Here is a 22368-nt window from a genome sequence, read left to right on the forward strand (position 1 = left end):
AAGGAAAAGCCCCCTCCCCTTCAGGGGAGGGGGCTGGGGGTGGGGCACAGCACCCCAAACGCACCCTCTCTACGAAAAGCCATGCGATACGTCTGGTCGTATCGCCCAAGGCTCATAACACCGCTATTCGCATACACAGCCCCCCGTCATCCCGGCAAAAGCCGGGATCTCGCTCTGACTTGCGCTGAAACTCAGGAAAGGCGAGACGCTCACCTCCGCCGGGGTAGCTACTGCCGGGAAACGGGGTGAACCGCCCGTACAAACGCCCCGTCCCGCGCGACCCCGCGCAGACGAACACGGCCAACCCGTACAATCACCGCCACTGCGCGGCGAAGGTCGGGACCTCGCTTCGGCTTGCGCCATCATCCGGCCAAAACGAGACTCCGGCCTCCGCCGGGGTGACGATTGGTGGCGGCGGGGGCTGGACTGCGCCAACGCCGACGACAGCCGGTACAACCAAGCGGCGCACTTCCCCGTCGCGCCGCCCGCGGCGGACAAAATGCCACATCCTGCCCCCCGGCCCTTCCAAAGCCGCGCGCTCCCCGCCATCTTCCATGCATGATGGCGCTCGATCCCGACATGCTGCTGCGCGCCTACGCCATCGGTGTATTCCCGATGGCGGACAGCCGCGACGCGGGTGACATCTACTGGGTCGAGCCTCGCAAGCGCGGCGTCCTGCCGCTCGACGGGTTCCACCTCTCGCGCTCGCTTGCCAAGACGCTGCGGTCGGACCGTTTCACCGTCACCGCCGACGTCGCCTTCGCAGACGTCGTCGCCCACTGCGCACAAAGTACGCCGGACCGCCCCGACACCTGGATCAACCCGCAGATCGAGCGCGCCTATGCCGCACTCCATGCCCGCGGCCACGCCCATTCGATCGAAACCTGGCAGGACGGCGAGCTGGTCGGTGGACTCTACGGCGTCACGCTCGGCGGCGCGTTCTTCGGCGAAAGCATGTTCAGCCGCTGCCGCGACGCATCGAAAGTCGCACTTGCCCACCTGGTCGCGCGGCTACGCTGCGGCGGCTACAAGCTGCTCGACTGCCAGTTCATCACCGATCACCTCGCCTCGCTGGGCGCGGTCGAAATCCGGCGGTCGGCCTACGTGTCGTTGCTCGACGCGGCGCTCGGCGTTGGTGCCGCCACCGGAGTCGTGATCGGCGACTTTGGCGCGCTCGACCGTCTTGCCGGCCCCGCCGCGGACGGCGCAACCCCACCCGCCCCGGCTGCGATCGTCGCCGGCCCCATATCGGGATGCCGCATCGTGCAGCTCTTGGGCCAGACATCATAGACCGGATGCTGGACTGCGTTCAGCGAGGGTGACTCCTTGTAGAGCCAACCCGAGAACACCCGCCGCCAGCGCGTATCGCGCCCCTGCACATCGGTCTGCACGAACGCCCCGGTCAGGTGCTCCGGCTCCCACGGCGCGGTCTCCGCGCACGCGCGCAGCCGCACGACGAGGTCGCCCAGCCGCACCGCCTGCCCGGGCCGGAGCGACAGGTCACGCGACAATCCATTCCGCTTGTTCAGCACGCCCAGCACGGCCACGCGCTGCGCCATCGGCGTCTCGACCTTCGACAACGGTTCCGCGGCCGGCCCTTCCGTCCGGGTCCGCGACGATGATCGCGACGATGACGTATCGGGGGTCGCGGCACGCGGTGCCGCAGTCTGCGGTGCCGGCTGTTCCTGGCCCTGCAAGGCCGAAACCTGCCAGGCCATGAGGCCCAGCCCTGCGGCGATCACCACCGCGCCGGCGGCGGTCTTCACGCGGTCTTCACTGCGCCGGCGCGGCCGGCGCGGCGGTCGTATCGGTCGTCGGTGCGGCCGGCTTGTTGATGAACGATCCGATCAGCCCCATCAGGTCGACCGACCCCTGCGTGTCCGCAATGACGCTGCCGTTCTTCAACATCTCGGTCGATCCACCCGGCTGCAGCGAGATGAACGTTCCGCCCAGCAGACCCTCCGACGTGATCGCCGCACTACTGTCCGTTGGCAGCTTGACGCTCGGGTCGATCGCCAGCGTGATCTTCACCTGGTAGCTTGCTGCGTCGAGCTTCTGTTCCGTCACGCTGCCGATCTTCAGCCCCGCGACGCGCACATCGGTGCCGACCGTCACGCCGCTGGCGTTCGGGAACAGCGCGCTGACGTGGATCGCGTCCGCCGCCCCGCCGCCGCCGGTCCGGCCCCACGCGAACAGTGCAAACAGCACGGCCACCGCCACCACGACGAATCCGATCAGCGCCTCGACGCCGTTTTCCTTGACCATCGTCTTCATGCCTGGTCCGGGCTCCAGGCCTCGTAATCGCCCGTCGCGGCGGCACGCCGGCCCCCGGCGTCCAGCGAACCCGCCGGGCGATACGCATCGCGCGTGCCGGTCAGGTTCGGCAGCGGTTCCTTCTCCCACACACGTGCGGGCGGCAGGCCCTGATCGGGCACGGCATCGATCGTGTTGTGCAGCCAGCCATGCCATTCGGGCGGCACCCGGCTCGCGTCGTTGGCGCCTTCATAGATCACCCAGCGCTTCAGCTGCCCGCGCGAATCCGGCTTCTTCGCCTGGAAATACACGTTGCCGAGCGTGTCCTGCCCGACTTTGCCACCGAACCGCTTCGTGTGCCGCCGCGTCCCGATCGTCGCGCCGTTCCACCAGGTAAAGATGCTGCCAAGAACTGTCATGCCTGCGGCTTAGCGGCGAAGCCCGCCCCCTGCAATGGCGCAGCGCATCCGCCGCGCCCGGTCGCATGCGCCGTCAGGGCGCCAGAACGACCGCCATCGGCCCCTTCGGCCCCGCCGCGATCCGCGCCTGCAACCGCTGGTCGGGCAACAGCTGGTCCAGTCCCGCGCGGCGCACCACTTCCATATGCAGGAACACGTCGCTCGTATCGCCGTCACGCAGGACGAAGCCGTAACCCTTCATCCGGTTGAACCATTTGATCGTCACCGGTTCGAACGGCCCGGCCTTGTCCTCCAGCCCGGCGGGGTCGGTCCGCTCCTGCTGACGGCGCAGCGCGAGGTCCGCATCCGGCCCGGTGGCGCAGCTCAGGTCGATCGCCAGCACGCGCGTCGCCTGCAACCCGCGTTCGCGCCGCGATGCGATGCATTCCACGCGCGTCCCTTCCGGCAACGTCCGGCGGCCATGGTCGCGCAGGACGGAGAAGTGCAGCAGCACGTCGCCCGCATTGTCGTCGCCCACCATGAACCCGAACCCGCGGGTCATGTCGAACCACTTCACCGCGCCCGACATCCGCGATTCGTCGGCAGCCAGCACGATCGGATCCGGCACGAACCCGTCCGTTTCCATGCCCGGCTCTGCCCGCATCATGGTCTGCACACTCATCGCACGCACGCCCCGTTCCGCAGCGGACAGCCCCCGGCCCGCTGCTAACCTGAACGCACCATGAAAGGCGTCCGGATGCAAGCCTGTCCGACATGTTCAGGCGGCGAATCTACTCTTCGGGCGTCTCGCCGGGCGCGCAATCGATGAAACGTCGCGCCAGATCATAAGGATGCCCCGCCCGCATCATCGACGCGAGCGCCTTCCGCCGCATGTCCGGGTCCAGCGCGGCGGTCGCGAACGGCCCGATTCGCTTGCGCTTTGCAAACGCCATCGCGGCGGCGTGGTCGCTGTTCACCGCGGGCTCGTCGCCGTCCTCGTCCTCCTCCGGCGGGGCCAGCGCCGCCGCGCGATCCTCCTCGCCCACCCCCGCGGCGCGCAACGCATCCGCCTGCCGTCGCTTGCCGTAACCCCGCCGGCCGAGCGCCGCGCTCCGCATCTCCGCGAACACCCGGTCGTCGACATAGCCGAGTTCCGCCATGCGCAGGACGATCGCCTCAACCGTCGCATCCGCGCGCCCGTCGCTCCCGCCGTCCGGGTCCGCCCCCGCCCAGCCACGCTCTTTCAGCTTGCGGTTCAGGTAGTCGGACAGCTTCGCCCGCGTGGTCGCGTACCGCCCGAGATAATGCAGCGCGAGCCGCTCCAGCCCCTCGCGATCGAGAGGCGGTCGGACCCGGTCCGGGTTGCGGTTTGATGAATGTCGTGCCACGCGCCATCTTTGTGCCACAGTCGGGCCGGAATTTGAACGTGCCCGGCGACTTTACATGCAGGTTGGAACCGGTCGCGCTCGGTGATGCGCGGCAACGGTATTGGAATGACGGGAGCTGAACTGAGTGCTCGACAAGGTTGCGGACAGGTCGAAGGACGCAGGCGGTGCTACGCCGACCGACGACGGCCGGGTACGCCGTTACGCGGATTTCGCGACCCTGGTCGAGGCGCTCGATTTCGCGGCGGACGGTGCCTGTGGGCTCAACTTCCATGATCCGCGCGGCCAACTGACCCGCGCCTACACCTATGCGGAACTGCGCGACGATGCGCGTGATGTCGCGCGCCGGCTCATCGCCGCCGGCGTCGCACCGGGCGACCGGATCGCGATGCTCGCCGAAACCGGCCCGGATTTCGCGGCGCTCTTCTTCGGCACCGTGGTCGCCGGCGCATGGCCTGTCCCGCTGCCACTGCCGACCTCGTTCGGCGGGCGCGACAGCTATATCGAACAGCTCGCGGTCCAGCTCGGCAGTTCCGACCCGCGCATGCTGTTCTACCCCGCCGAACTCGCCACCATGGCCGCCGCCGCCGCGGATCGTTGCGGCGTCGAGGGGCTGTCGTGGGAAGCGTTCGCCACCCGCGACGCGCCGGCCGACATCGTCTTCCCGCCCGCCGCGTCGTCCGACATCGCCTATCTGCAGTATAGCAGCGGCTCGACCCGCTTCCCGCACGGCGTCGCCGTCACGCACGAGGCTTTGCTGAGCAACCTCGCCGCCCATTCGATCGGGATGGAGGTCCGCCCCGGCGACCGCTGCGTCTCCTGGCTGCCCTGGTATCACGACATGGGCCTCGTCGGCTGCCTGCTCTCGCCGGTCGCCAACCAGGTCTCGGCCGACTACCTGAAGACCGAGGATTTCGCGCGTCGCCCGCTCGCCTGGCTCGACCTCATCAGCCGCAACCCTGGCACGACGCTCAGCTATTCGCCGACCTTCGGCTACGACATCTGCGCGCGTCGCATGTCCAGCCAGACGCGCGCATCGGACCGGTTCGACCTGTCGCGCTGGCGCGTCGCCGGAAACGGCGCCGACATGATCCGCCCGGACGTGATGCAGAGCTTCGTCGATGCGTTCGCCACCGCCGGGTTCCAGGCCTCCGCCTTCCTCCCCTCCTACGGCCTTGCCGAGGCCACGCTCGCCGTCTCGATCATGCCGCCGGGCGAGGGGATCGTCGTCGAACTGGTCGAGGAAACCGAACTGTCCGGTGGCGACGCCGCCTGCGACCGGCCGCAACGCTACCGCGCGATCGTCAATTGCGGCCGCCCCGCGCTCGGCATGGAGATCCAGATCCGCGAGGAGGACGGCGCCGTCCTGCCCGACCGCGCGATCGGCAAGGTCTGGTGCCGCGGCGCATCCGTGATGCACAGCTATTTCCGCGATCCCGAGGCGACCTCCGCCTGCCTGGTCGATGGCTGGCTCGACACCGGCGACATGGGCTATCTGTCGGACGGCTATGTCTACATCGTGGGCCGGGCCAAGGACATGATCATCATCAACGGCAAGAATCACTGGCCGCAGGATATTGAATGGGCGGTCGAACAGCTGCCCGGATTCAAGGCCGGCGACATCGCCGCCTTCGCCATCACCACCCCCGGCGGGGAGGAGACACCCGCCGTCCTTGTCCAGTGCCGCACGTCCGACAATGGCGAACGCGCCCGCCTGCGTGAGGAAATCCGCGACCGCGTCCGCGCAATCACCGGCATGAACTGCGTCATCGAACTGGTCCCGCCCAAGACGCTGCCGCGCACCAGTTCCGGCAAGCTCAGCCGGGCCAAGGCGCGCAACCTGTACCTGTCCGGCGAAATACAGCCCTACGCGGTCGCCGCCTGACCCCGATTATGTTGCCGGCGTAACGATCCGAACGATCTTTTTTTATAGTGATCCCCCAATTATTTGTAACAAACGGGTCCTAAAGTTTAGACCTTCGGTTACCGATCATAAAGGATCGGTGCCCATACCGGCGGGAACATGATCGACGCCACCTCCATACCCCCCGCCGCCCGTTCGTGGCGGGTCGTCGCCGGTTTCGTCGATCCCGACCTTGCGAACTGGCGCCTCGTACGCGTCGCGCAATATGCCGAACTCGCGCGCGGCCTGCCGCTGACGTCCGCGGCGTTCGTCGCCGCCGGCATCCTGATCGCTGCCTTGTTCGTCGGTTCGGTGCCGCTGCCCGGCCTGTTCGCCTGGCTCATGACCACCGCGCTGCTGCTCGCGCTCGATCTGGCGCGCATCCGGGCGCGGACCCGCCCGGGTGATCCGGACGGACTCCTCCTCCACGGCATCCGCAGCAGCGGTCTCGGCCTCCTCTGGGCGTTGCCGCCCGCGCTGTTCGCGATCGGCGGCAGCACGGAACAGCAGTTGGCGGCCTGCCTGCTGTCCTGCGCGCTGATGGCGCTCACCGCGCTCACCACCGGCACCGTGCCCGGCGTATTGATGATGTTCCTCGTGCCGTCGTCGATCGGCCTATCGATCATGCTCGCGCGGACCGGATCGCCGCTGCTCGCGTTGCTGCCGCCGGTCTACGCCGGGCTGCTCGGCGCGAGCGGCCTCGGCGTCGGCCGCGCCTTCATCGCCCGCCATTGGGCGGATCAGGCGCTCGAGGACAAGAGCGAGGTCGTCCGGCTCCTGCTGCGCGATTTCGAGGACAGCGCTGCCGACTGGCTGTGGCAGGTCGACAGCGCCAAGCGTCTCGTTGCGGTTTCCCCGCGATTCGCGCACGCCGCCGCGCGCGATCCGGCCCGGCTCGAGGGGATGCCGCTGCTCCGCCTGCTGTCCGACGGGCCGGCGGACGAGACCGGCACCGCCGCGCTCCGCAATCTCGTCTCGTTGATGAACGCGCGCGAACGCTTCTCCAACCTGGTGTTCCAGATCGTCGTCAACGGCGACGCGCGGTCGTGGAGCCTGTCGGCCGCCCCGCGCTACGATGCGGACGGCGCGTTCCTCGGCTATCGCGGTGTCGGCTCCGACATTACCGAACAGCGGCGCTCGGCGGAAAAGATCGATCGGCTGGCGCGGATCGACGCGCTCACCGGCCTGCCCAACCGCCGCGAATTCATGGACTCGCTCCGTATCGGCATCGGCCGCGCGCTGGGCGACCGTCACCCCTGCGCGCTGCTGCTGATCGATCTCGACAAGTTTAAGCCGGTCAACGACACGCTCGGCCATCCGGTCGGCGATCGGGTGCTCAAACTCGTCGCGGAACGGCTGTGCACGCTGATCACGGACGAGGATGTCTGCGGCCGCATGGGTGGTGACGAGTTCGCGATTCTGCTGGCACGCGTCACGCCTGGCGCGGTCGACGGGTTGGGCGACGCCATCATTGCCGCGCTGTCCGCACCGTTCGAGGTCGACGGCAACATCATCCGGATCGGCGCCAGCCTCGGGTCGGCGCTCGCCCCGCGCGACGGCCGCTCGGTCGAAACACTCGTCCGAAACGCGGATCTCGCGCTGTACCGCGCGAAGGACGACGGCCGCGGCACGATGCGGCGCTACGATCCCTCGCTGCTGATTCACGCCGAACATCGCCGCATGATGGAGGCGGCGCTGCGCGAGGCGCTCGACATCGGCGACCAATTCCATCTCGCCTACCAGCCGGTCGTCTGCGCCACCACCGGCGTGATCGACAGTTTCGAGGCGCTGATCCGCTGGAGCCACCCGACCCTCGGCGACCTTGCGCCGGGCGACTTCCTGCCTGTGGCACAGGAGGCACAGCTCGCCGGCCGGATTGGCGAATGGGTCCTGCGCACTGCCTGTCGCGAGGCGACAGCCTGGCCCGATCCGATCCGGCTGTCCGTCAACCTCGCGCTGGCGCAGCTTCACGACGCGCAGTTCACGGCCACCGTGCTGTCCGCGCTGTCGGACGCCGGGCTGGCGCCCCACCGGCTGGAACTGGAAGTATCCGAATCATTCTTCCTGTCCGATTCCGCCACGATCCTGCCGACGCTCGATGCGTTGCAGGCGCTCGGTATCCGGCTCGTGCTCGACGATTTCGGCGTCGGCTATGCCGCACTCGGCCATATCCGCGTCGGTCGCTTCTCGGCGATCAAGATCGACACCAGCTTCGTCCGCGGGTCGACCGACGGCCGCCGCGAAAGCCTTGCGGTCGTGCGTGCCGGCGTCGCGATGGCGGACGCGCTCGGCGTCGCCACTGTCGCGGAGGGCGCCGAAAGCCATGCCGACCTCACCCGCATGCAGGCGCTCGGACTTGATCGGATTCAGGGCCATTATGCTGGCTCGCCAATGACTGCCGCCGCCGTTCGACTGATGGTCGCGCCGCGGCCCGTTGTCCTGGAGAAGGAAGAGCAGCGCTCCGTCGCCTGATCGCTCACGCGCGGCTTGCATGTCGCGCGGCTGCCCGCTAAGCACGCGCTTCTTCCGACCCGGAGGAGTATAGCTCAGTTGGTAGAGCATCGGTCTCCAAAACCGAGGGCCGTGGGTTCGAGTCCCCCTACTCCTGCCACCCCACCGGGTGGATGTTCGGGTCGGTAAGAATGAAGACGAGGCGGGCGCACCTTCGGGGCCTGATAGGGTCCGAAAGGGTGCGCTTGGCCTCGTTATCGTCGTTTCGCGAAGGTTGGACATGGCCAAGGTTAATCCCGGCGAATTCATCCGGCAGGTCCGGGCCGAAACCGCGAAAGTGGTGTGGCCCTCCCGCAAGGAAACCGTGACGACCGCGATCATGGTCGTCATCATGACGTTGACGCTCGGCCTGTTCTTCTTCGGCGTCGATGCGATCTTCAGCCAGATCGTGCAGTTCCTGCTGTCGCTGGCGAGCAAGGGTTAAGGTAGAGCATGTCCCGCTGGTACATCATCCACGCCTATTCCGGTTTCGAGAACAAGGTGCGCGAAGCGATCCTCGCCGACGCGACCCGGCTCGGGCTGGAACATCTCGTCGAATCGGTCGAAGTGCCGACCGAGAAGATCACCGAGGTCCGCCGCGGGAAGAAGGTCACGTCCGACCGTAAGTTCTTCCCGGGCTACGTGCTGGCCAAGCTCGACATGAGCGATCAGGTGTATCACCTCGTCAAGAACACCGCGAAGGTCACCGGCTTCCTCGGATCGTCGGGCAAGCCCCAGCCGATCAGCGAAGCCGAAGCCGCCCGCATCCTGAACACCAAGGAAGAAGCCGCGGTCGCCGCACCGAAGGCCAAGCTGAAGGTCGATTACGAAATCGGCGATTCGGTGAAGGTCCTCGACGGTCCGTTCGCCAGTTTCAACGGCTTGGTCGAGGAACTCGATTTCGACCGCGGTCGCGTCAAGGTCTCGGTCTCGATCTTCGGTCGCGCCACCCCGGTCGAACTCGAATTCGAACAGGTGGAGCGCGCAAAGTAAGGTGCTTCGAACACCGCAACTTTGACAACTTCGCAAGATAGTTTCAACGGGACGCAACGTCCTGTTCCAAGTTTCCGGGTTTCACCCGGATCAGTCCGCGGGAGGCAGCGTCAAACCTGCCGCATGTACCGCTAAGCCATAGGAGATCATCATGGCGAAGAAGATTACCGGTTACATCAAGCTGCAGGTTCCGGCCGGCAAGGCCAACCCGTCGCCGCCGATCGGCCCCGCGCTGGGTCAGCGCGGCGTGAACATCATGGAATTCTGCAAGGCGTTCAACGCGTCGACCGGCGACCAGGAAGTGGGCACCCCGCTCCCGACCGTCATCACCGTCTATGCCGACCGCAGCTTCTCGTTCGCGACCAAGACGCCCCCGGCGTCCTACCTCATCAAGAAGGCCGCCAATCTGAAGTCGGGTTCCAAGGAGCCGGGCAAGATCAGTGCGGGGACGATCGCGCGCTCCAAGCTCGCGGAAATCGCCCAGGCCAAGATGAAGGACCTGAACGCGAACGATATCGACGCGGCAACGAAGACGATCGAAGGCTCCGCTCGCGCGATGGGCCTCGAAGTGGTGGAGGGCTGATCCGATGGCCAAGCTGAGCAAGAAGAACAAGGCGATGGCACAGGCCGTCGACGTCCTGAAGCTGTACGGCGTTGACGAGGCCATCGCGATGGCCCGCACCAACGCGACGTCCAAGTTCGACGAGACGATCGAAGTCGCGCTGAACCTCGGCGTCGATCCGCGTCACGCCGACCAGATGGTCCGCGGCGTGGTGACGCTGCCCAAGGGCACCGGCAAGGACGTCCGCGTCGGCGTGTTCGCCCGCGGCGCCAAGGCCGACGAAGCCCGTGCCGCCGGCGCGGAAGTCGTCGGTGCCGAAGATCTGCTGGAACAGGTCCAGGGTGGCACGATCGATTTCGATCGCTGCATCGCGACGCCGGACATGATGGGCCTCGTCGGCCGCCTCGGTAAGGTGCTGGGTCCCAAGGGCCTGATGCCGAACCCGAAGCTGGGCACCGTGACCATGAACGTCGGTGAAGCGGTCAAAGCTGCCAAGGGCGGCCAGGTCGAATTCCGCGTCGAAAAGGCCGGCATCATCCACTCCGGCATCGGCAAGGCATCGTTCCCGGCCGAAGACCTGCGCGCCAACTTCGACGCGTTCGTCGATGCGATCGTGAAGGCCAAGCCGACCGGCGCCAAGGGCAAGTACCTCCAGAAGGTGGCGGTCTCCTCCACCATGGGCCCGGGCGTGAAGGTCGACGTCGCCGAGATCGCCGGCGTCTGATCCAGTCGGGGCGGGTCAACCGCCCCGCTCCCAACCGTCATCCCGGCGAAAGTCGGGATCTCCCTCCGGTGCAGAGCAAGCCTCTGGCCGAAGCGGGATCCCGCCCTTCGCCGGGATGATGATTGTCAGGCCCGGTGGATTGCGCTAGACGCCCGTCCATCGAATCAAATCGATTTGCCGCTGTCGAACCTGTTCGACGCCGGTCAGTACCGTCCGAGACAGCGGGTGCATCCTCCGGGATGCTTAATCTCCCGCCAAGACGGGGAAGAGTATCACCGTCCTGCCCATCGCGGCAGGCGGGTCTGCCATCGGCCCCGTGCCGATCCAGTCACTCCCCCCACGGACAGCCGCAGGACGGCTTATTTGTCCTGTGGTTCAACCTTCCGCGGCGGTTCGTCCGTCGCGGGGCGGTCTCCGAATGTTTCGGGGATCATGTGAATGGAGTGTAACTATGGATCGGGCTGAAAAGGCCGGACTGGTTGCCGAACTGAAGAGCATCTTCGACACGACCCAGGTCGTCGTCGTGACCAAGAATCTTGGTCTGACCGTCGCACAGTCCACTGTGCTGCGGAACAGGATGCGCGAAGCGGGCGCCAGCTACCGGGTTTCCAAGAACAAGCTTGCCCGCATCGCGCTCGAGGGCACGCCCTATGCCGATCTGTCCGACCTGCTGGTCGGCCCGACGGCGCTCAGCACGTCCACCGATCCCGTGGCCCCGGCCAAGGTGATCGTTGAGTTCGCGAAGACCAACGACAAGTTGGAAATCGTGGGCGCCGTGATGGGTGGGACGCTGCTCGACATCGATGGGGTCAAGGCGCTTGCCGAGCTTCCGTCGCTCGACGAACTGCGTGCGAAGATCATCGGTCTGGTGCAGGCACCTGCGACCCAGATCGCCCGCATCGTCAAGGAGCCGGCCGCGCAGATCGCGCGCGTGCTTGCCGCCTATGCGGAAAAAGAAGCCGCTTAATCGCGCTTTTGTTTGAACATCATGCGGGCACGCGCCCGCCACGGAGAATATCATGGCTGACCTGAACAAGATTGTTGAAGACCTGTCCGCACTGACCGTCCTCGAAGCAGCCGAGCTTTCGAAGCTGCTCGAAGAGAAGTGGGGCGTTTCCGCTGCCGCCGCTGCTGCCGCACCGGCCGCTGCCGGCGCCGCTGCACCGGCCGTCGAAGAGAAGACCGAGTTCGACGTGATCCTCACCGGCGACGGTGGCAAGAAGATCAACGTCATCAAGGAAGTCCGCGCCATGACCGGCCTGGGCCTGACCGAAGCCAAGACGCTCGTCGAGTCCGCTCCGAAGGCCGTCAAGGAAGGCGTTTCGAAGGACGAAGCCGAGAAGGCCAAGGCCCAGCTCGAAGCAGCCGGCGCAACCGTCGAACTCAAGTAAGTCCAACCCGGCTGTACTTCCGCGCAGGCGGGGAGCCAGCCACGGGACGGAACAGGATCAGGGGGCGGCCTGCCAAGGGCCGCCCCCTTTTTCGTGTCCCGGCGACAAGATTGAATCGTCCGCAAATCTCTGGCCTTCGTGTCAGCCCTGACGCACAAGCAACCGATGTTCGCTTTCGTTCTCGCGCTGCTAGCCGCGAATCCGGTCCCGGTGCTGCTGACGCCCCCGCCGCCTACTGCTAGGCAGTTGATCACGGCGAACGAGGCGCTGCGCCGCTACCGCGAACTCACCAGCGCGCTGCCGATGTGCAAGCGCGACACCGCCGATAGCGACGACATCATCGTGTGCGCCCCCGGCCCCAAGGACCGCTACCGCGCCTGGAACGGCGACCCGATCTCAGAACCGCGCAGCCCACGCTACGCCCGAGACTCCACCGGCGACCGCCGCGTCAGCGAGGGCCTCCGCGACCGCCGCTGCGACGACGGCCAATCCTTCGGCCGCTGCGGCTTGGCGAGAGAACTGCAGACCCGCTAACCTGCTTCTAAGCCCTCCCACCACCGGGGGGAGGGTTGGGTGGGGGGCACGGCTTGAGCCGACGAGTCCACCACACGCGTCATGGGAGATTCGCGCGAGCCCCTACCCCGGAGGGGGAGGGAGAAGAAGCCTAAACCCCTTCCACAACCTGTTCGATCGCTCCAAAGATCGGATGCCCATGCGCATCCTCCATCGCGATCCGCACGCTATCCCCCACCTTCAAAAACGGTGTCACCGCCGCCCCGCCGGTGATCGTCTCCACCATCCGCAGTTCCGCGATGCAGCTATAGCCCACACCCCCGTCCGCCACGCTCCGCCCCGGCCCGCCGTCCGGCCCGCGGTTCGAAACCGTCCCCGACCCGATGATCGTGCCCGCCACCAGCGACCGCGTTTTCGCCAAATGCGCGATTAGCACGCCGAAATCGAACGTCATGTCCGCACCTGCATTTGCCCGCCCGAACGGCTGCCCGTTCAGGTCAACCTTCAGCGCACCGGACAGTGTCCCACCGTCCCACGCGCCCTCCAGCTCGTCCGGCGTCACGAACACCGGCGACAGCGCGGACGCGGGCTTCGACTGGACGAAACCGAACCCCTTCGCCAGTTCCGCCGGGATCAGGTTGCGCAGCGACACGTCGTTGACCAGACCGACCAGCCGAATCGCCTCGCGCGCTGCGACCGCATCGATCCCCTGCGCCACGTCGCCCGTCACGACGACGATCTCCGCCTCCAGGTCGCAACCCCACGTCTCGTCCGCCAGCCGGATCGGGTCGCGCGGTCCCAGGAACCCGTCCGACCCGCCCTGGTACATCAGCGGGTCGGTCCAGAAACTGTCGGGCAGTTCCGCCCCGCGCGCCTGCCGTACCAGCGCGACATGGTTCACATAGGCCGATCCGTCCGCCCACTGATATGCCCGCGGCAAAGGCGCCGCGGCCTGCCGCTCGTGGAACCGCATCATCGGGATCGCCTCGTGCGCCAGGTCGGTCGCCAGGTTCCGCAACGCCGGCTCCACCCGCTCCCAATCGTCCAGCGCCGCCTGCAGCGTCGGTGCGATATGGCCAGCATCCGCGCACCACGCCAGGTCGCTGCTCACCACGACCAATCGACCATCGCGTCCCGATCTCAACGATCCCAGCTTCATGGCAGCCTCTCCTCTGTGTGTTTTGTGCAACATAGCGGCAAGCATCGTGCGCCGCCATCCTCCCGAGTCCGCGGAAACGGCAGCGGGCCGTCTCCGCACACCCGTAAATGCGTTGATATACTATTACATGCCCGCTAGGTCCCGAGTCGAACCTGCTGCCCGAACGGACCACTCATGATCCTGTCCCTGCTCACGACCACCGCCGCCGCCGCGCTGACCGCCGCCCCCGCCGCACAGCCCGCACCGAAGGCTGCCGTCGCCTTCCACGATGACGCGCCGCAGAACATCGTCATCACCGCACCGTTCGCACGCGATGCGGACAGTTCGCTGTCGGGCGTCACGATTCTGTCCGGTGCCGACCTCGTCCGCGAGATTCGCCCGACGATCGGCGAGACGCTCGCCCGCACGCCCGGCGTGTCGGCCACCTCGTTCGGTCCCAACGCGTCGCGTCCCGTGCTGCGCGGTTTCCAGGGCGACCGCGTCCGCGTGCTGACCGATGGCATCGGCAGCTTCGACGTGTCGAACACCTCGGTCGACCACGCCGTCGTCATCAACCCCCTGACCGCCGATCGGATCGAGGTCCTGCGCGGCCCCTCCGCGCTCCTCTACGGCTCCTCCGCGATCGGCGGCGTCGTCAACGTCATCGACAGCCGCATCCCGCGCCGCGTCCCCGACGAACCGATCCACATCGACGGGCTTGCCAGCTACGGCTCGGCCGCGAACGAACGCTCCGTGTCCAGCGCAGTCGAAGCCCCCCTGCTCGGCAAGATCGTGTTCCACGTCGACGGCAGCTACACTAAGACCGGCGATCTGGACACCGGCGGCTACCTGCTCAGCCCCCCGCTCCGCGCGCAGGCCGCAGCGAGCAGCGACGAGAGCGTCCGGGATCTCGCCGATCTCAAGGGCAAACTGCCCAACTCCGCCGCGGAAACCTGGGAGGTCGCCGGCGGCGCCGCGATCGTCACGGACACCGGCAATTTCGGCGTCTCGGTCTCGCGCTACAACAATCTCTACGGTGTCCCGATTCGCTTCTCGCTCGATCCGGCGGTCGAGGCCGAAACCGTCCGCCTCAAGATGAAGCAGACCCGCGAGGACATGCGCGCCGAGGTCGATACCGGCGGCAATGTGCTGGAGAAGATTCGCTTCCGCGCCGGTCATGCCGACTACCAGCATGCCGAGATCGAAGACACCGGCGAGATCGGCACGCAGTTCTTCAACGACAGCTACGAGGCGCGCCTCGAACTCGTCCAGGCACAGCATGGGGGCTGGCGTGGCGCGGTCGGTGGCCAGATGATGATCCGCAACTTCAACGTGGTCGGCGACGAAGCCTTCCTGCCGAAGAACGAGACGCAGCAATACGGCCTCTTCACGCTGCAGGAATATGATCTCGGCGCGATCAAGGCCGAGGCCGGCGGCCGCTACGAACATTCGATCCTGACCGCGGTCGCCGACGACGCGCTCGGCAACCCCGCCCTGAACCGCACCTTCGACGCTTATTCCGGCTCGCTCGGCGCCAGCGTCGGCGTCGCGGACGGCATCCGCCTCGGCCTGAACGGATCGCACACCGAACGCGCGCCGTCGGCGGAGGAACTGTTCGCCAACGGCCCGCACGCCGGCACCCAGTCGTTCGAGGTCGGCAGCCCGGACTTCAACAAGGAAACCAGCTGGGGCCTCGAAGGCACGGCGCGCGCCAAGTTCGAGCGGTTCGCACTCTCCGCGTCGGTCTATCACAGCTGGTTCGACAACTATATCTACGAGACCCAGACCGGCGAGGTCCGCGACGACCTGCCCGTGTTCCAGTACAACCAGGCCAAGGCGCGCTATTACGGGTTCGAGGTCGAGGGCAGCGCCACGCTGGCGAAGTTCGGCGATTACGATCTGTTGGCCGACGGCAGCGCCGACTATGTCCGCGCGCGGATTATCGGGTCGGGTCCCGCCCCGCGCATCCCGCCGCTCCGCCTGCTCGGCGGGGTCGAGCTGAAGTCACCGCGCACCTCCGGCCGGGTCGAGGTCGAATGGTCCGACAAGCAGGACCGCGTGCAGCCGTTCGAAACCAACACCGACGCGTTCACGCTCGTCAACGCGTCGGTCACGCTGCAACCGTTCGAAACCAACAAGACCACGCTCGTCCTGTCGGCGAACAACATCTTCGACACGGTCTCGCGCCGCCACGCGAGCTTCCTAAAGGACTATGCTCCGCTCGCCGGGCGCGACCTGCGCGCCACGATGCGGTTCACTTTCTGATCGGCACAACCTGCGGGGTCGGGGCATTGCGCGCCCCGGCCAGCGTGCAGAAAATGCGGTAGCCCAGCCGCAAACGTTCGATCATCACGCACCCCTACGAATGACAAGCCGATCCGAATATGCCCCATTCGGATAAAGTGTAGAACTAGCATTGCAACGTCGCAACTTTGTGACATCGCCGAAACCGTCTTATGACGATCGAAACCATCGACCCGCGCCTTCCGAACGCGTAAAGGCGCCGGCATGCCCGTCCGGTCGTACCGTCCCCTCACCCTCTGCCTCGTCCTGCTCAGCGGATGCGCTAGCGTCCCTACGCTGCCGCCTGCCGCTACGGCACGCGTGGGTGACGCTGCCATCCTGCCGCGCACCGATGTCGCTGCCGCCTGGCCCGGTGCCGGCTGGTGGCGCAGCTATGCGGACCCGCAACTCGATTCGCTGATGACCGAGGCGCTGGCCGGATCGCCCGACGTCGCCGTTGCCGCCGCCCGCCTGCGCCAGGCCGAAGCACTCGCCGAAGAGACTGGTGCAGACAGCCGCCCCACGCTGACCGCCGACGGCAATGTCGGCGTGACGAAACAGAGCTATAATCTTGGCATCCCGCGCGATTTCGTGCCGAAGGGGTTCCAGGATACCGGCCGCATCGCGCTGTCCGGCCGAATCGACCTCGACCTGTGGGGCCGCAACCGGGCCGCGCTGGCCGCCGCGACATCCGAGGCGGTTGCCGCACGCGTCGATGCCGATCAGGCCGCGCTGACGCTCACCACCGCCGTGGCGGACGCCTATGCGCAGCTGGCGATGCTCTACGCCGAGCGCGATGTCGCCACCGCCGAACTGCGCATCCGCACCGACAGCGGCAAACTGGTCGCCGATCGCGCCGCCAACGGGCTTGAGAATCAGGGCGAGGTGCGGCTGGCCGAGGGCGACGTCCCCGCCGCCCGCGCCACGCTGAACCAGCTCGACGAATCGATCGCGCAGTCCCGCAACCGCCTCGCCTATCTGGTCGGCGCAACCCCCGATCGCGGGCTGCGCATCGTCCGCCCAGTCCTGCGCACCGGGGTCTCCGCGCGCGTCCCCGCCGATGCCGGTATCGCGCTGCTCGGCCGGCGTCCCGATCTTGTCGCTCGCCGGCTGCGTGCGGAGGCGGCGGCGTCGCGCATCAAGGTCGCGCGCGCCGGCTTCTATCCGGACGTCAACCTGTCCGCGCTGATCGGCCTCCAGTCGCTCGGCCTCGGCAAGCTGATCGAACAGGGCTCGTCGATCGGCTCCGCCGGCCCCGCCTTCTCGCTTCCGATCTTCGACGGCGGCCGCCTCCGCGCGCGCTACCGCAACGCCGGCGCGATCTATGACGAGGCGATCGCTGACTATGATCAGACGTTGCTCTCCGCGCTTCGCGAAGTCGCCGACGCCGCCGCCGGCATCGACGCGATCGACGCGCGCATCGCTGACCAGGCCGCGGCGGTGAAGGCCGCCGAGGCCGCCTACACGATCGCGCAGCAACGCTACGAAGGCGGGCTGTCCGCGCGGCTGAGCGTGCTGTCCGCCGAAGACCGCCTCCTCACCCGCCGCCGGCAACTCGTCGATGCCCAGGCGCGCGCAGTCACGCTCGATATCGCCCTCGTCCGCGCGCTCGGCGGCGGATACCGCGAAGGACAAAATTGATGGCCGATGCTGATCCGACCGCGCGTCCGGGCGCCAACGCACAGGACGCGACCGAAACCCAGGACGCGCCCGCGATCCAGCCGTCGAAGCGCAAGCGTCTGCTGCTGATCCTCGGCGTCGTCACGATTCTCGGGCTGATCGCCTGGCTCGTCTGGTACCTGCTCGTCGGGTCGACCCGCGTCACCACCGACAACGCCTATGTCGGCGCCGACGTGGCGCAGGTGACGCCGCTCGTCTCGGGCGCGGTCACCTCCGTGCGCGTCGCCGATACGCAGCAGGTCCGCCGCGGGGACATCCTGATGACGATCGACTCCGCCGACGCCCGCATCGCGCTCGCCACCGCCGAGGCTTCCGTGAAACAGGCCAGCCAGCGCTACGGTCAGACCGCCGCGAACAACACCGCACTCGGCGCGACCGTCGCCGCACGCGAGGCGGACATCGCCCAGTCGCGCGCCAAGCTCGACTCCGCCGCCGCCAACCTCGACCGCGCCCGCATCGACCTTGCCCGTCGTCAGAAGCTCGCCCCCACCGGCGCCGTCTCGGGCGAGGAACTGACGAGCGCGCGCTCCGCCTTCGCCGATGCGACCGCCGCCTATGCGCAGGCCGCCGCCGACGTCCGCCGCGCCGCCTCCACCCGCACATCGGCCGAGGGCGAACTCGCCGCCAACCGCGCGCTGACCAACGGCACCACCGCACGGTCCAACCCCGACGTGGCACTGGCGCAGGCGCGGCTCGACCAGGCCCGGCTCGACCTCGAACGCACCATCGTCCGCGCGCCGATCGACGGCGTCGTCGCGCGCCGCAATGTCCAGGTCGGGCAACGTGTCGCCGCGGGCACGCCGGCCATGACGGTCGTCCCGGTCGGGCGCGCCTATGTCGATGCGAACTTCAAGGAATCGCAGCTGGCCAAGGTCCGCGTCGGCCAGGCCGTCGACATGGTGTCCGATTTCTACGGTGACGACGTCGTGTTCCACGGCCGCGTCACCGGCTTCGCGGGCGGCACCGGTGCTGCCTTCTCGGTCATCCCGGCGCAGAACGCGACCGGCAACTGGATCAAGGTGGTGCAGCGCCTGCCGCTCCGCATCACGCTCGATCCGCGCGAGTTGCGGGACCATCCGCTCCGCGTCGGCCTGTCGATGGACGTCACCGTCCACCTCGACCGCTGACCATGGCGGAGGCCGCCGCACCGAAACCGCTGTCGGGCGCGACGCTGGCGATCGTCGCGGTCGGGCTCGGTCTCGCCAACTTTACCGTTGTGCTCGACCAGACCGTCGCCAACGTCTCGGTCACGCACATCGCCGGCGGCCTCGCCGTCTCCCCCACGCAGGGCACCTGGGTCATTACCAGCTATGCGGTGGCGGAGGCGATCAGCGTGCCGCTCACCGGCTGGGTCGCCAACCGCTTCGGCGCGGTAAAGACCTTCACCTTTGGGCTTTGCGGTTTCTCGCTTTTCTCGATGCTGTGCGGACTGTCGTCCAGCCTGTCGATGCTCGTCGCGTTCCGCATCCTCCAGGGCCTGTCCGGCGGCCCGCTGATGCCGCTGTCGCAATCGCTGATGCTGCGTATCTTCCCCAAGGACAAGGCCGCGGTCGCGCTCGGTATCTGGGCGATGACCACCGTCGTCGCCCCGATCCTGGGACCCATCCTCGGCGGGTCGATAAGCGACAACTGGTCCTGGCCGTGGATTTTTTACATCAACGTGCCGATCGTCGCGGTCTGCCTGTCGGTCGCGGTGCCGAAGCTGCGCGCGTTCGAAACGCCCACCGAACGGCAACCGATCGACGTCGTCGGCCTGGCCTTGCTCGTCACCTGGGTCGCGGCGTTCCAGATCGTGCTCGATACCGGCCGCGAACATGACTGGTTCGCCTCCCCCGTCGTCACCGGCGGCGCGATCGTCGCGGCGGTCGGCTTCGTCGCGTTCGTGATCTGGGAACTGACCGAGAAGAACCCGATCGTCGACCTGCGCATCTTCCGCCATCTGGGCTTCAGCATGGCGACGGTCACCATGGCGCTGGCGTTCGGCACCTTCTTCGCCACCATCGTGCTGATCCCGCTCTGGCTGCAAGGCGTGCTCGGCTACACCGCCACGGACTCCGGCCATGTCACCGCCTTCGTCGGGGTGTTCGCGGTTGTCATGTCACCGATCGCCGCGCGGCTGATCCCCAAGCTCGACGTCCGGCTGCTGATCTGCTTCGGAATCGTCTGGCTCGGCGCCACCTCCCTCATGCGTGCGCGCTGGTCGGCGGACTCGGACTTCTGGACGCTCGCCATGCCGCAACTGGTCCAGGGGCTCGGCATGCCGTTCTTCTTCATCGGCATCACCACGCTCGCGCTGGGCTCCGTCCTGCCGCGCGAGACGACCTCGGCCGCGGGGCTACTCAGCTTTCTGCGCACACTGTCGGCGGCAATCGGGGCATCGGTGGCTCAGACGATCTGGGAACAACGCGAGCGGCTCAACCGCAGCGACCTCGTCTCGACGCTCAACGACCCGGGCAGCCTGCTGTCCAACCTGCAGGCCGGCGGCATGACCCCCGACCAGTCGCGCTCGGTCCTCGACCGCCTCGTCGAGGTCCAGGCCGCCACACTCTCCGTCGATCAGGTCTTCCTGGCCGCGGCGGCGCTGTTCGGCATCGCCGCGATCACCGTCTGGTTCGCCCCCCGCCCGAAGCGCGACGCGGACACGTCGGCGGCGCACTGAACGTCCGACCGTCCCGACCCCATCCCGGCAAAAACCGCGATGGGGTCACTCGTTTTACCCCAGCATCGTCTTCAACACATCGTTCACGACGCCCGGGTTCGCCTTGCCCCCCATCGCCTTCATCGTCTGGCCGACGAAGAAGCCGAACAGCTTGTCCTTGCCACCACGATAATCCGCCACCTTGTCGGCATTGGCCGCCATGATCCCGGCCACCACCGCCTCGATCGCACCGGTGTCGCTGGTCTGCTTCAGCCCGCGCGCCTCGACGATCGCGCCGGCATCCTCACCGGTCTCCAGCATGATCTCGAATACCTGCTTGGCCAGCGACCCGGACAACGTCCCGTCCGCCACCAGCGACAGCAGTTCGCCACCCTGCCGCGGCGACACCGGGCTGTCCGCGATGTCGCGCCCCAGCCGGTTGAGCGCCCCGAACAGGTCGGAGATCAACCAGTTCGACGCCGGCTTCGCGATCTCCTCGAACGACTTCGGGCTCGCCTCGACCAGCGCCTCGAACCACCGTGCCGTCTCGACATCCGCCGTGATCACCGCCGCGTTGTAGACGGGCACCCCGGCCGCGACGTAACGCGCCCGCTTGGCATCGGGCAGCTCGGGGAGGCTCGCCTTGCACTCCGCGAGGAACTCTTCGCTCAGCTCGAGCGGTAGCAGGTCCGGGTCGGGGAAATAGCGATAGTCATGCGCATCCTCCTTCGACCGCATCGACCGGGTCACGCCGCGGTCCGGATCGAACAGCCGCGTCTCCTGCACCACGGTCCCGCCCTCCTCGATCAGGTCGACCTGGCGGCGCGCCTCATGTTCGATCGCGGCCATCACGAACCGCACCGAATTAACATTCTTCGTCTCGGTCCGCGTGCCCAGCCCCTCGCCCGGCCGGCGGACCGAGACGTTCACGTCGGCACGCATCGATCCCTGGTCCATATTGCCGTCGCACGACCCGACATAGCGCAGGATCGAGCGCAGCTTCTTCACATACGCCCCGGCCTCCTCGGGCGAGGTCATGTCCGGCTTCGACACGATCTCCATCAGCGCCACGCCCGACCGATTTAGGTCGACATAGGACTGCGTCGGATGCTGGTCATGGATCAGCTTGCCGGCGTCCTGTTCGATATGGATCCGCTCGATGCCGATATGCTTGGGCGCAGCATCGGCCGGCTCGATCTCCAGCACGCCCTCGCCCACGATCGGGTGGTACAGCTGGCTGATCTGATACCCCTGCGGCAGATCGGCGTAGAAATAGTTCTTGCGATCGAACTGCGACCGGCGGTGGATGTGGGCGCCCAGCGCCATCCCGGTCCGCACCGCCTGCCGCACGCATTCCGCGTTCAACGTCGGCAGCATCCCCGGCATCGCCGCATCGACTAGCGAGACATTGGCATTGGGTTCCGATCCGAACGCGGTCGACGCGCCGGAAAACAGCTTGGCCTGCGACGTGATCTGGGCATGGACCTCCAGCCCGATCACGACCTCCCAGTCGCCGGTGGCACCCTTGACGGTGTAGGGGGATGCGTCAGTCATGCTCGTCCTCGGGTGTGATCAGGGTGAGTTCGGGAGAATAGGTCCGGTAGATGCCGGCGTCGCGGGTGACCAGCGGGACCGAAAGGCTGACGGCATGGGCACCGATCAGAAAGAAGGTTCGTATCGGAAAAGGTCACAGGGGCGCGTCACGCCAACGGATAAGGTCCATATACTTCTCGGTCGTCTGGCCCGTGGAGTGCTTCGAGGACAGGTCGTTGATTACAGTCGCACGCCGCGTGGAGCGTTCTTCGGGCGTTTCCGGAAAGATGACCACTTCACCTCGATCATTACGGCCGAGCATGACGGGGCGGCCCGGTACGATCCCGACGGCCCGCATGACCGCAGCCGGCAGCTGGATCATGCCGTCATCCCCCATGCGGACGGTCACCACATCGGAGACATTCACGTGCATGTTCATCTCTAGGCCTCCACGCCCCGCCCGGATCATAGGAGCCGTGGTCCG

At 67.3% G+C, this 22368-nt stretch carries 21 protein-coding genes, 1 tRNA gene and 1 pseudogene; 15 read left to right on the forward strand and 8 right to left on the reverse strand.

The window, feature by feature from the left end:
* The first annotated feature begins 558 nt into the window (after positions 1-558).
* Positions 559-1290 (forward strand): leucyl/phenylalanyl-tRNA--protein transferase, encoded by a 732-nt coding sequence (gene aat / locus IEX50_RS05910; protein ID WP_157175206.1) that lies wholly within the window; start codon positions 559-561, stop codon positions 1288-1290.
* Between the two features lie 35 nt (positions 1291-1325).
* Here the strand turns inward: aat and IEX50_RS17730 are convergent.
* The 5 genes and pseudogenes from IEX50_RS17730 to IEX50_RS05935 all read right to left on the reverse strand — a co-directional run.
* A pseudogene (locus IEX50_RS17730) lies at positions 1326-1718 on the reverse strand (DUF2155 domain-containing protein); the annotation flags it as partial.
* A 55-nt stretch (positions 1719-1773) separates the two neighbouring features.
* On the reverse strand, positions 1774-2274 hold the full coding sequence (gene mlaD / locus IEX50_RS05920; RefSeq protein ID WP_157175205.1) for an outer membrane lipid asymmetry maintenance protein MlaD: 501 nt from the start codon (positions 2272-2274) through the stop codon (positions 1774-1776).
* Positions 2271-2672 carry an NADH:ubiquinone oxidoreductase subunit NDUFA12 gene (locus IEX50_RS05925; protein WP_157175204.1) on the reverse strand — a complete coding sequence of 134 codons (402 nt, stop codon included), beginning with the start codon at positions 2670-2672 and terminating at the stop codon, positions 2271-2273. The genes mlaD and IEX50_RS05925 overlap by 4 nt, the downstream gene beginning before the upstream one ends.
* A gap of 73 nt (positions 2673-2745) precedes the next feature.
* A complete protein-coding gene (locus IEX50_RS05930; protein WP_373285292.1) occupies positions 2746-3333 on the reverse strand; it encodes a cold-shock protein in 588 nt (195 codons plus the stop codon).
* A gap of 109 nt (positions 3334-3442) precedes the next feature.
* Positions 3443-4039 (reverse strand): regulatory protein RecX, encoded by a 597-nt coding sequence (locus IEX50_RS05935; protein WP_157175203.1) that lies wholly within the window; start codon positions 4037-4039, stop codon positions 3443-3445.
* 124 nt (positions 4040-4163) lie between these two features.
* On the opposite strand from IEX50_RS05935, the gene IEX50_RS05940 reads away from it, so the two are divergent.
* The 10 genes from IEX50_RS05940 (at position 4164) to IEX50_RS05985 (ending at position 12633) form a co-directional block, all read left to right on the forward strand.
* Entirely contained in the window at positions 4164-5921 is a 1758-nt protein-coding gene (locus IEX50_RS05940) for a fatty acyl-AMP ligase (protein ID WP_157175202.1), read from the forward strand.
* A gap of 138 nt (positions 5922-6059) precedes the next feature.
* A complete protein-coding gene (locus IEX50_RS05945; RefSeq protein WP_157175201.1) occupies positions 6060-8411 on the forward strand; it encodes a putative bifunctional diguanylate cyclase/phosphodiesterase in 2352 nt (783 codons plus the stop codon).
* Positions 8412-8474: 63 nt separating this feature from the next.
* A tRNA-Trp gene (locus IEX50_RS05950) sits at positions 8475-8550 on the forward strand.
* A gap of 120 nt (positions 8551-8670) precedes the next feature.
* Positions 8671-8874, forward strand: coding sequence for a preprotein translocase subunit SecE (gene secE, locus IEX50_RS05955; RefSeq protein WP_076073199.1), 204 nt, complete (start codon positions 8671-8673; stop codon positions 8872-8874).
* Between the two features lie 8 nt (positions 8875-8882).
* Positions 8883-9422, forward strand: a complete 540-nt coding sequence (gene nusG, locus IEX50_RS05960; RefSeq protein ID WP_076073198.1) for a transcription termination/antitermination protein NusG — start codon at positions 8883-8885, stop codon at positions 9420-9422.
* A gap of 151 nt (positions 9423-9573) precedes the next feature.
* Complete coding sequence (rplK, locus tag IEX50_RS05965; RefSeq protein ID WP_076073197.1) at positions 9574-10005, forward strand: 50S ribosomal protein L11; 432 nt, start codon at positions 9574-9576, stop codon at positions 10003-10005.
* Between the two features lie 4 nt (positions 10006-10009).
* Complete coding sequence (gene rplA, locus IEX50_RS05970; protein ID WP_076073196.1) at positions 10010-10708, forward strand: 50S ribosomal protein L1; 699 nt, start codon at positions 10010-10012, stop codon at positions 10706-10708.
* A 451-nt stretch (positions 10709-11159) separates the two neighbouring features.
* Positions 11160-11675 carry a 50S ribosomal protein L10 gene (gene rplJ / locus IEX50_RS05975; RefSeq protein WP_157175200.1) on the forward strand — a complete coding sequence of 172 codons (516 nt, stop codon included), beginning with the start codon at positions 11160-11162 and terminating at the stop codon, positions 11673-11675.
* Positions 11676-11727: 52 nt separating this feature from the next.
* Positions 11728-12099, forward strand: a complete 372-nt coding sequence (gene rplL / locus IEX50_RS05980) for a 50S ribosomal protein L7/L12 (protein ID WP_076073194.1) — start codon at positions 11728-11730, stop codon at positions 12097-12099.
* Between the two features lie 165 nt (positions 12100-12264).
* Positions 12265-12633, forward strand: coding sequence for a hypothetical protein (locus tag IEX50_RS05985; protein ID WP_157175199.1), 369 nt, complete (start codon positions 12265-12267; stop codon positions 12631-12633).
* Between the two features lie 130 nt (positions 12634-12763).
* Here the strand turns inward: IEX50_RS05985 and IEX50_RS05990 are convergent, their stop codons facing one another.
* Entirely contained in the window at positions 12764-13771 is a 1008-nt protein-coding gene (locus IEX50_RS05990) for a fumarylacetoacetate hydrolase family protein (protein WP_157175198.1), read from the reverse strand.
* A gap of 174 nt (positions 13772-13945) precedes the next feature.
* Here IEX50_RS05990 and IEX50_RS05995 point away from each other — a divergent pair, with 174 nt between their 5' ends.
* The 4 genes from IEX50_RS05995 to IEX50_RS06010 all read left to right on the forward strand — a co-directional run bounded on the left by IEX50_RS05995 (position 13946) and on the right by IEX50_RS06010 (position 20372).
* Positions 13946-16015 (forward strand): TonB-dependent receptor, encoded by a 2070-nt coding sequence (locus tag IEX50_RS05995; protein WP_157175197.1) that lies wholly within the window; start codon positions 13946-13948, stop codon positions 16013-16015.
* A gap of 243 nt (positions 16016-16258) precedes the next feature.
* Positions 16259-17674 (forward strand): efflux transporter outer membrane subunit, encoded by a 1416-nt coding sequence (locus tag IEX50_RS06000; RefSeq protein ID WP_157175196.1) that lies wholly within the window; start codon positions 16259-16261, stop codon positions 17672-17674.
* Positions 17674-18840 (forward strand): HlyD family secretion protein, encoded by a 1167-nt coding sequence (locus IEX50_RS06005; RefSeq protein ID WP_157175195.1) that lies wholly within the window; start codon positions 17674-17676, stop codon positions 18838-18840. The genes IEX50_RS06000 and IEX50_RS06005 overlap by 1 nt, the downstream gene beginning before the upstream one ends.
* Before the next feature lie 2 nt (positions 18841-18842).
* Positions 18843-20372: a DHA2 family efflux MFS transporter permease subunit gene (locus IEX50_RS06010; RefSeq protein WP_157175194.1), complete on the forward strand. Its 1530-nt coding sequence runs from the start codon at positions 18843-18845 to the stop codon at positions 20370-20372.
* A gap of 54 nt (positions 20373-20426) precedes the next feature.
* Here the strand turns inward: IEX50_RS06010 and gatB are convergent, their stop codons facing one another.
* Complete coding sequence (gene gatB / locus IEX50_RS06015) at positions 20427-21905, reverse strand: Asp-tRNA(Asn)/Glu-tRNA(Gln) amidotransferase subunit GatB (protein WP_157175193.1); 1479 nt, start codon at positions 21903-21905, stop codon at positions 20427-20429.
* A 133-nt stretch (positions 21906-22038) separates the two neighbouring features.
* A complete protein-coding gene (locus IEX50_RS06020; RefSeq protein ID WP_157175192.1) occupies positions 22039-22323 on the reverse strand; it encodes a hypothetical protein in 285 nt (94 codons plus the stop codon).
* Positions 22324-22368 lie beyond the last annotated feature (45 nt).

The organism is Sphingomonas prati (genome assembly GCF_014643515.1).
GTDB classification, from domain to species: domain Bacteria; phylum Pseudomonadota; class Alphaproteobacteria; order Sphingomonadales; family Sphingomonadaceae; genus Sphingomonas_R; species Sphingomonas_R prati.

Coding starts and splice junctions, on each gene's coding strand:
- nusG (WP_076073198.1), top strand. CDS start 8,883: ATGTCCCGCTGGTACATCATCCACGCCTATTCCGGTTTCGAGAACAAG.
- aat (WP_157175206.1), top strand. CDS start 559: ATGATGGCGCTCGATCCCGACATGCTGCTGCGCGCCTACGCCATCGGT.
- rplL (WP_076073194.1), top strand. CDS start 11,728: ATGGCTGACCTGAACAAGATTGTTGAAGACCTGTCCGCACTGACCGTC.
- IEX50_RS05930 (WP_373285292.1), bottom strand. CDS start 3,333: ATGAGTGTGCAGACCATGATGCGGGCAGAGCCGGGCATGGAAACGGAC.
- rplJ (WP_157175200.1), top strand. CDS start 11,160: ATGGATCGGGCTGAAAAGGCCGGACTGGTTGCCGAACTGAAGAGCATC.
- rplA (WP_076073196.1), top strand. CDS start 10,010: ATGGCCAAGCTGAGCAAGAAGAACAAGGCGATGGCACAGGCCGTCGAC.
- IEX50_RS05995 (WP_157175197.1), top strand. CDS start 13,946: ATGATCCTGTCCCTGCTCACGACCACCGCCGCCGCCGCGCTGACCGCC.
- IEX50_RS06020 (WP_157175192.1), bottom strand. CDS start 22,323: ATGAACATGCACGTGAATGTCTCCGATGTGGTGACCGTCCGCATGGGG.
- secE (WP_076073199.1), top strand. CDS start 8,671: ATGGCCAAGGTTAATCCCGGCGAATTCATCCGGCAGGTCCGGGCCGAA.
- IEX50_RS06000 (WP_157175196.1), top strand. CDS start 16,259: ATGCCCGTCCGGTCGTACCGTCCCCTCACCCTCTGCCTCGTCCTGCTC.
- IEX50_RS06010 (WP_157175194.1), top strand. CDS start 18,843: ATGGCGGAGGCCGCCGCACCGAAACCGCTGTCGGGCGCGACGCTGGCG.
- gatB (WP_157175193.1), bottom strand. CDS start 21,905: ATGACTGACGCATCCCCCTACACCGTCAAGGGTGCCACCGGCGACTGG.
- mlaD (WP_157175205.1), bottom strand. CDS start 2,274: ATGAAGACGATGGTCAAGGAAAACGGCGTCGAGGCGCTGATCGGATTC.
- IEX50_RS05925 (WP_157175204.1), bottom strand. CDS start 2,672: ATGACAGTTCTTGGCAGCATCTTTACCTGGTGGAACGGCGCGACGATC.
- IEX50_RS05990 (WP_157175198.1), bottom strand. CDS start 13,771: ATGAAGCTGGGATCGTTGAGATCGGGACGCGATGGTCGATTGGTCGTG.
- IEX50_RS05985 (WP_157175199.1), top strand. CDS start 12,265: ATGTTCGCTTTCGTTCTCGCGCTGCTAGCCGCGAATCCGGTCCCGGTG.
- IEX50_RS05945 (WP_157175201.1), top strand. CDS start 6,060: ATGATCGACGCCACCTCCATACCCCCCGCCGCCCGTTCGTGGCGGGTC.
- rplK (WP_076073197.1), top strand. CDS start 9,574: ATGGCGAAGAAGATTACCGGTTACATCAAGCTGCAGGTTCCGGCCGGC.
- IEX50_RS06005 (WP_157175195.1), top strand. CDS start 17,674: ATGGCCGATGCTGATCCGACCGCGCGTCCGGGCGCCAACGCACAGGAC.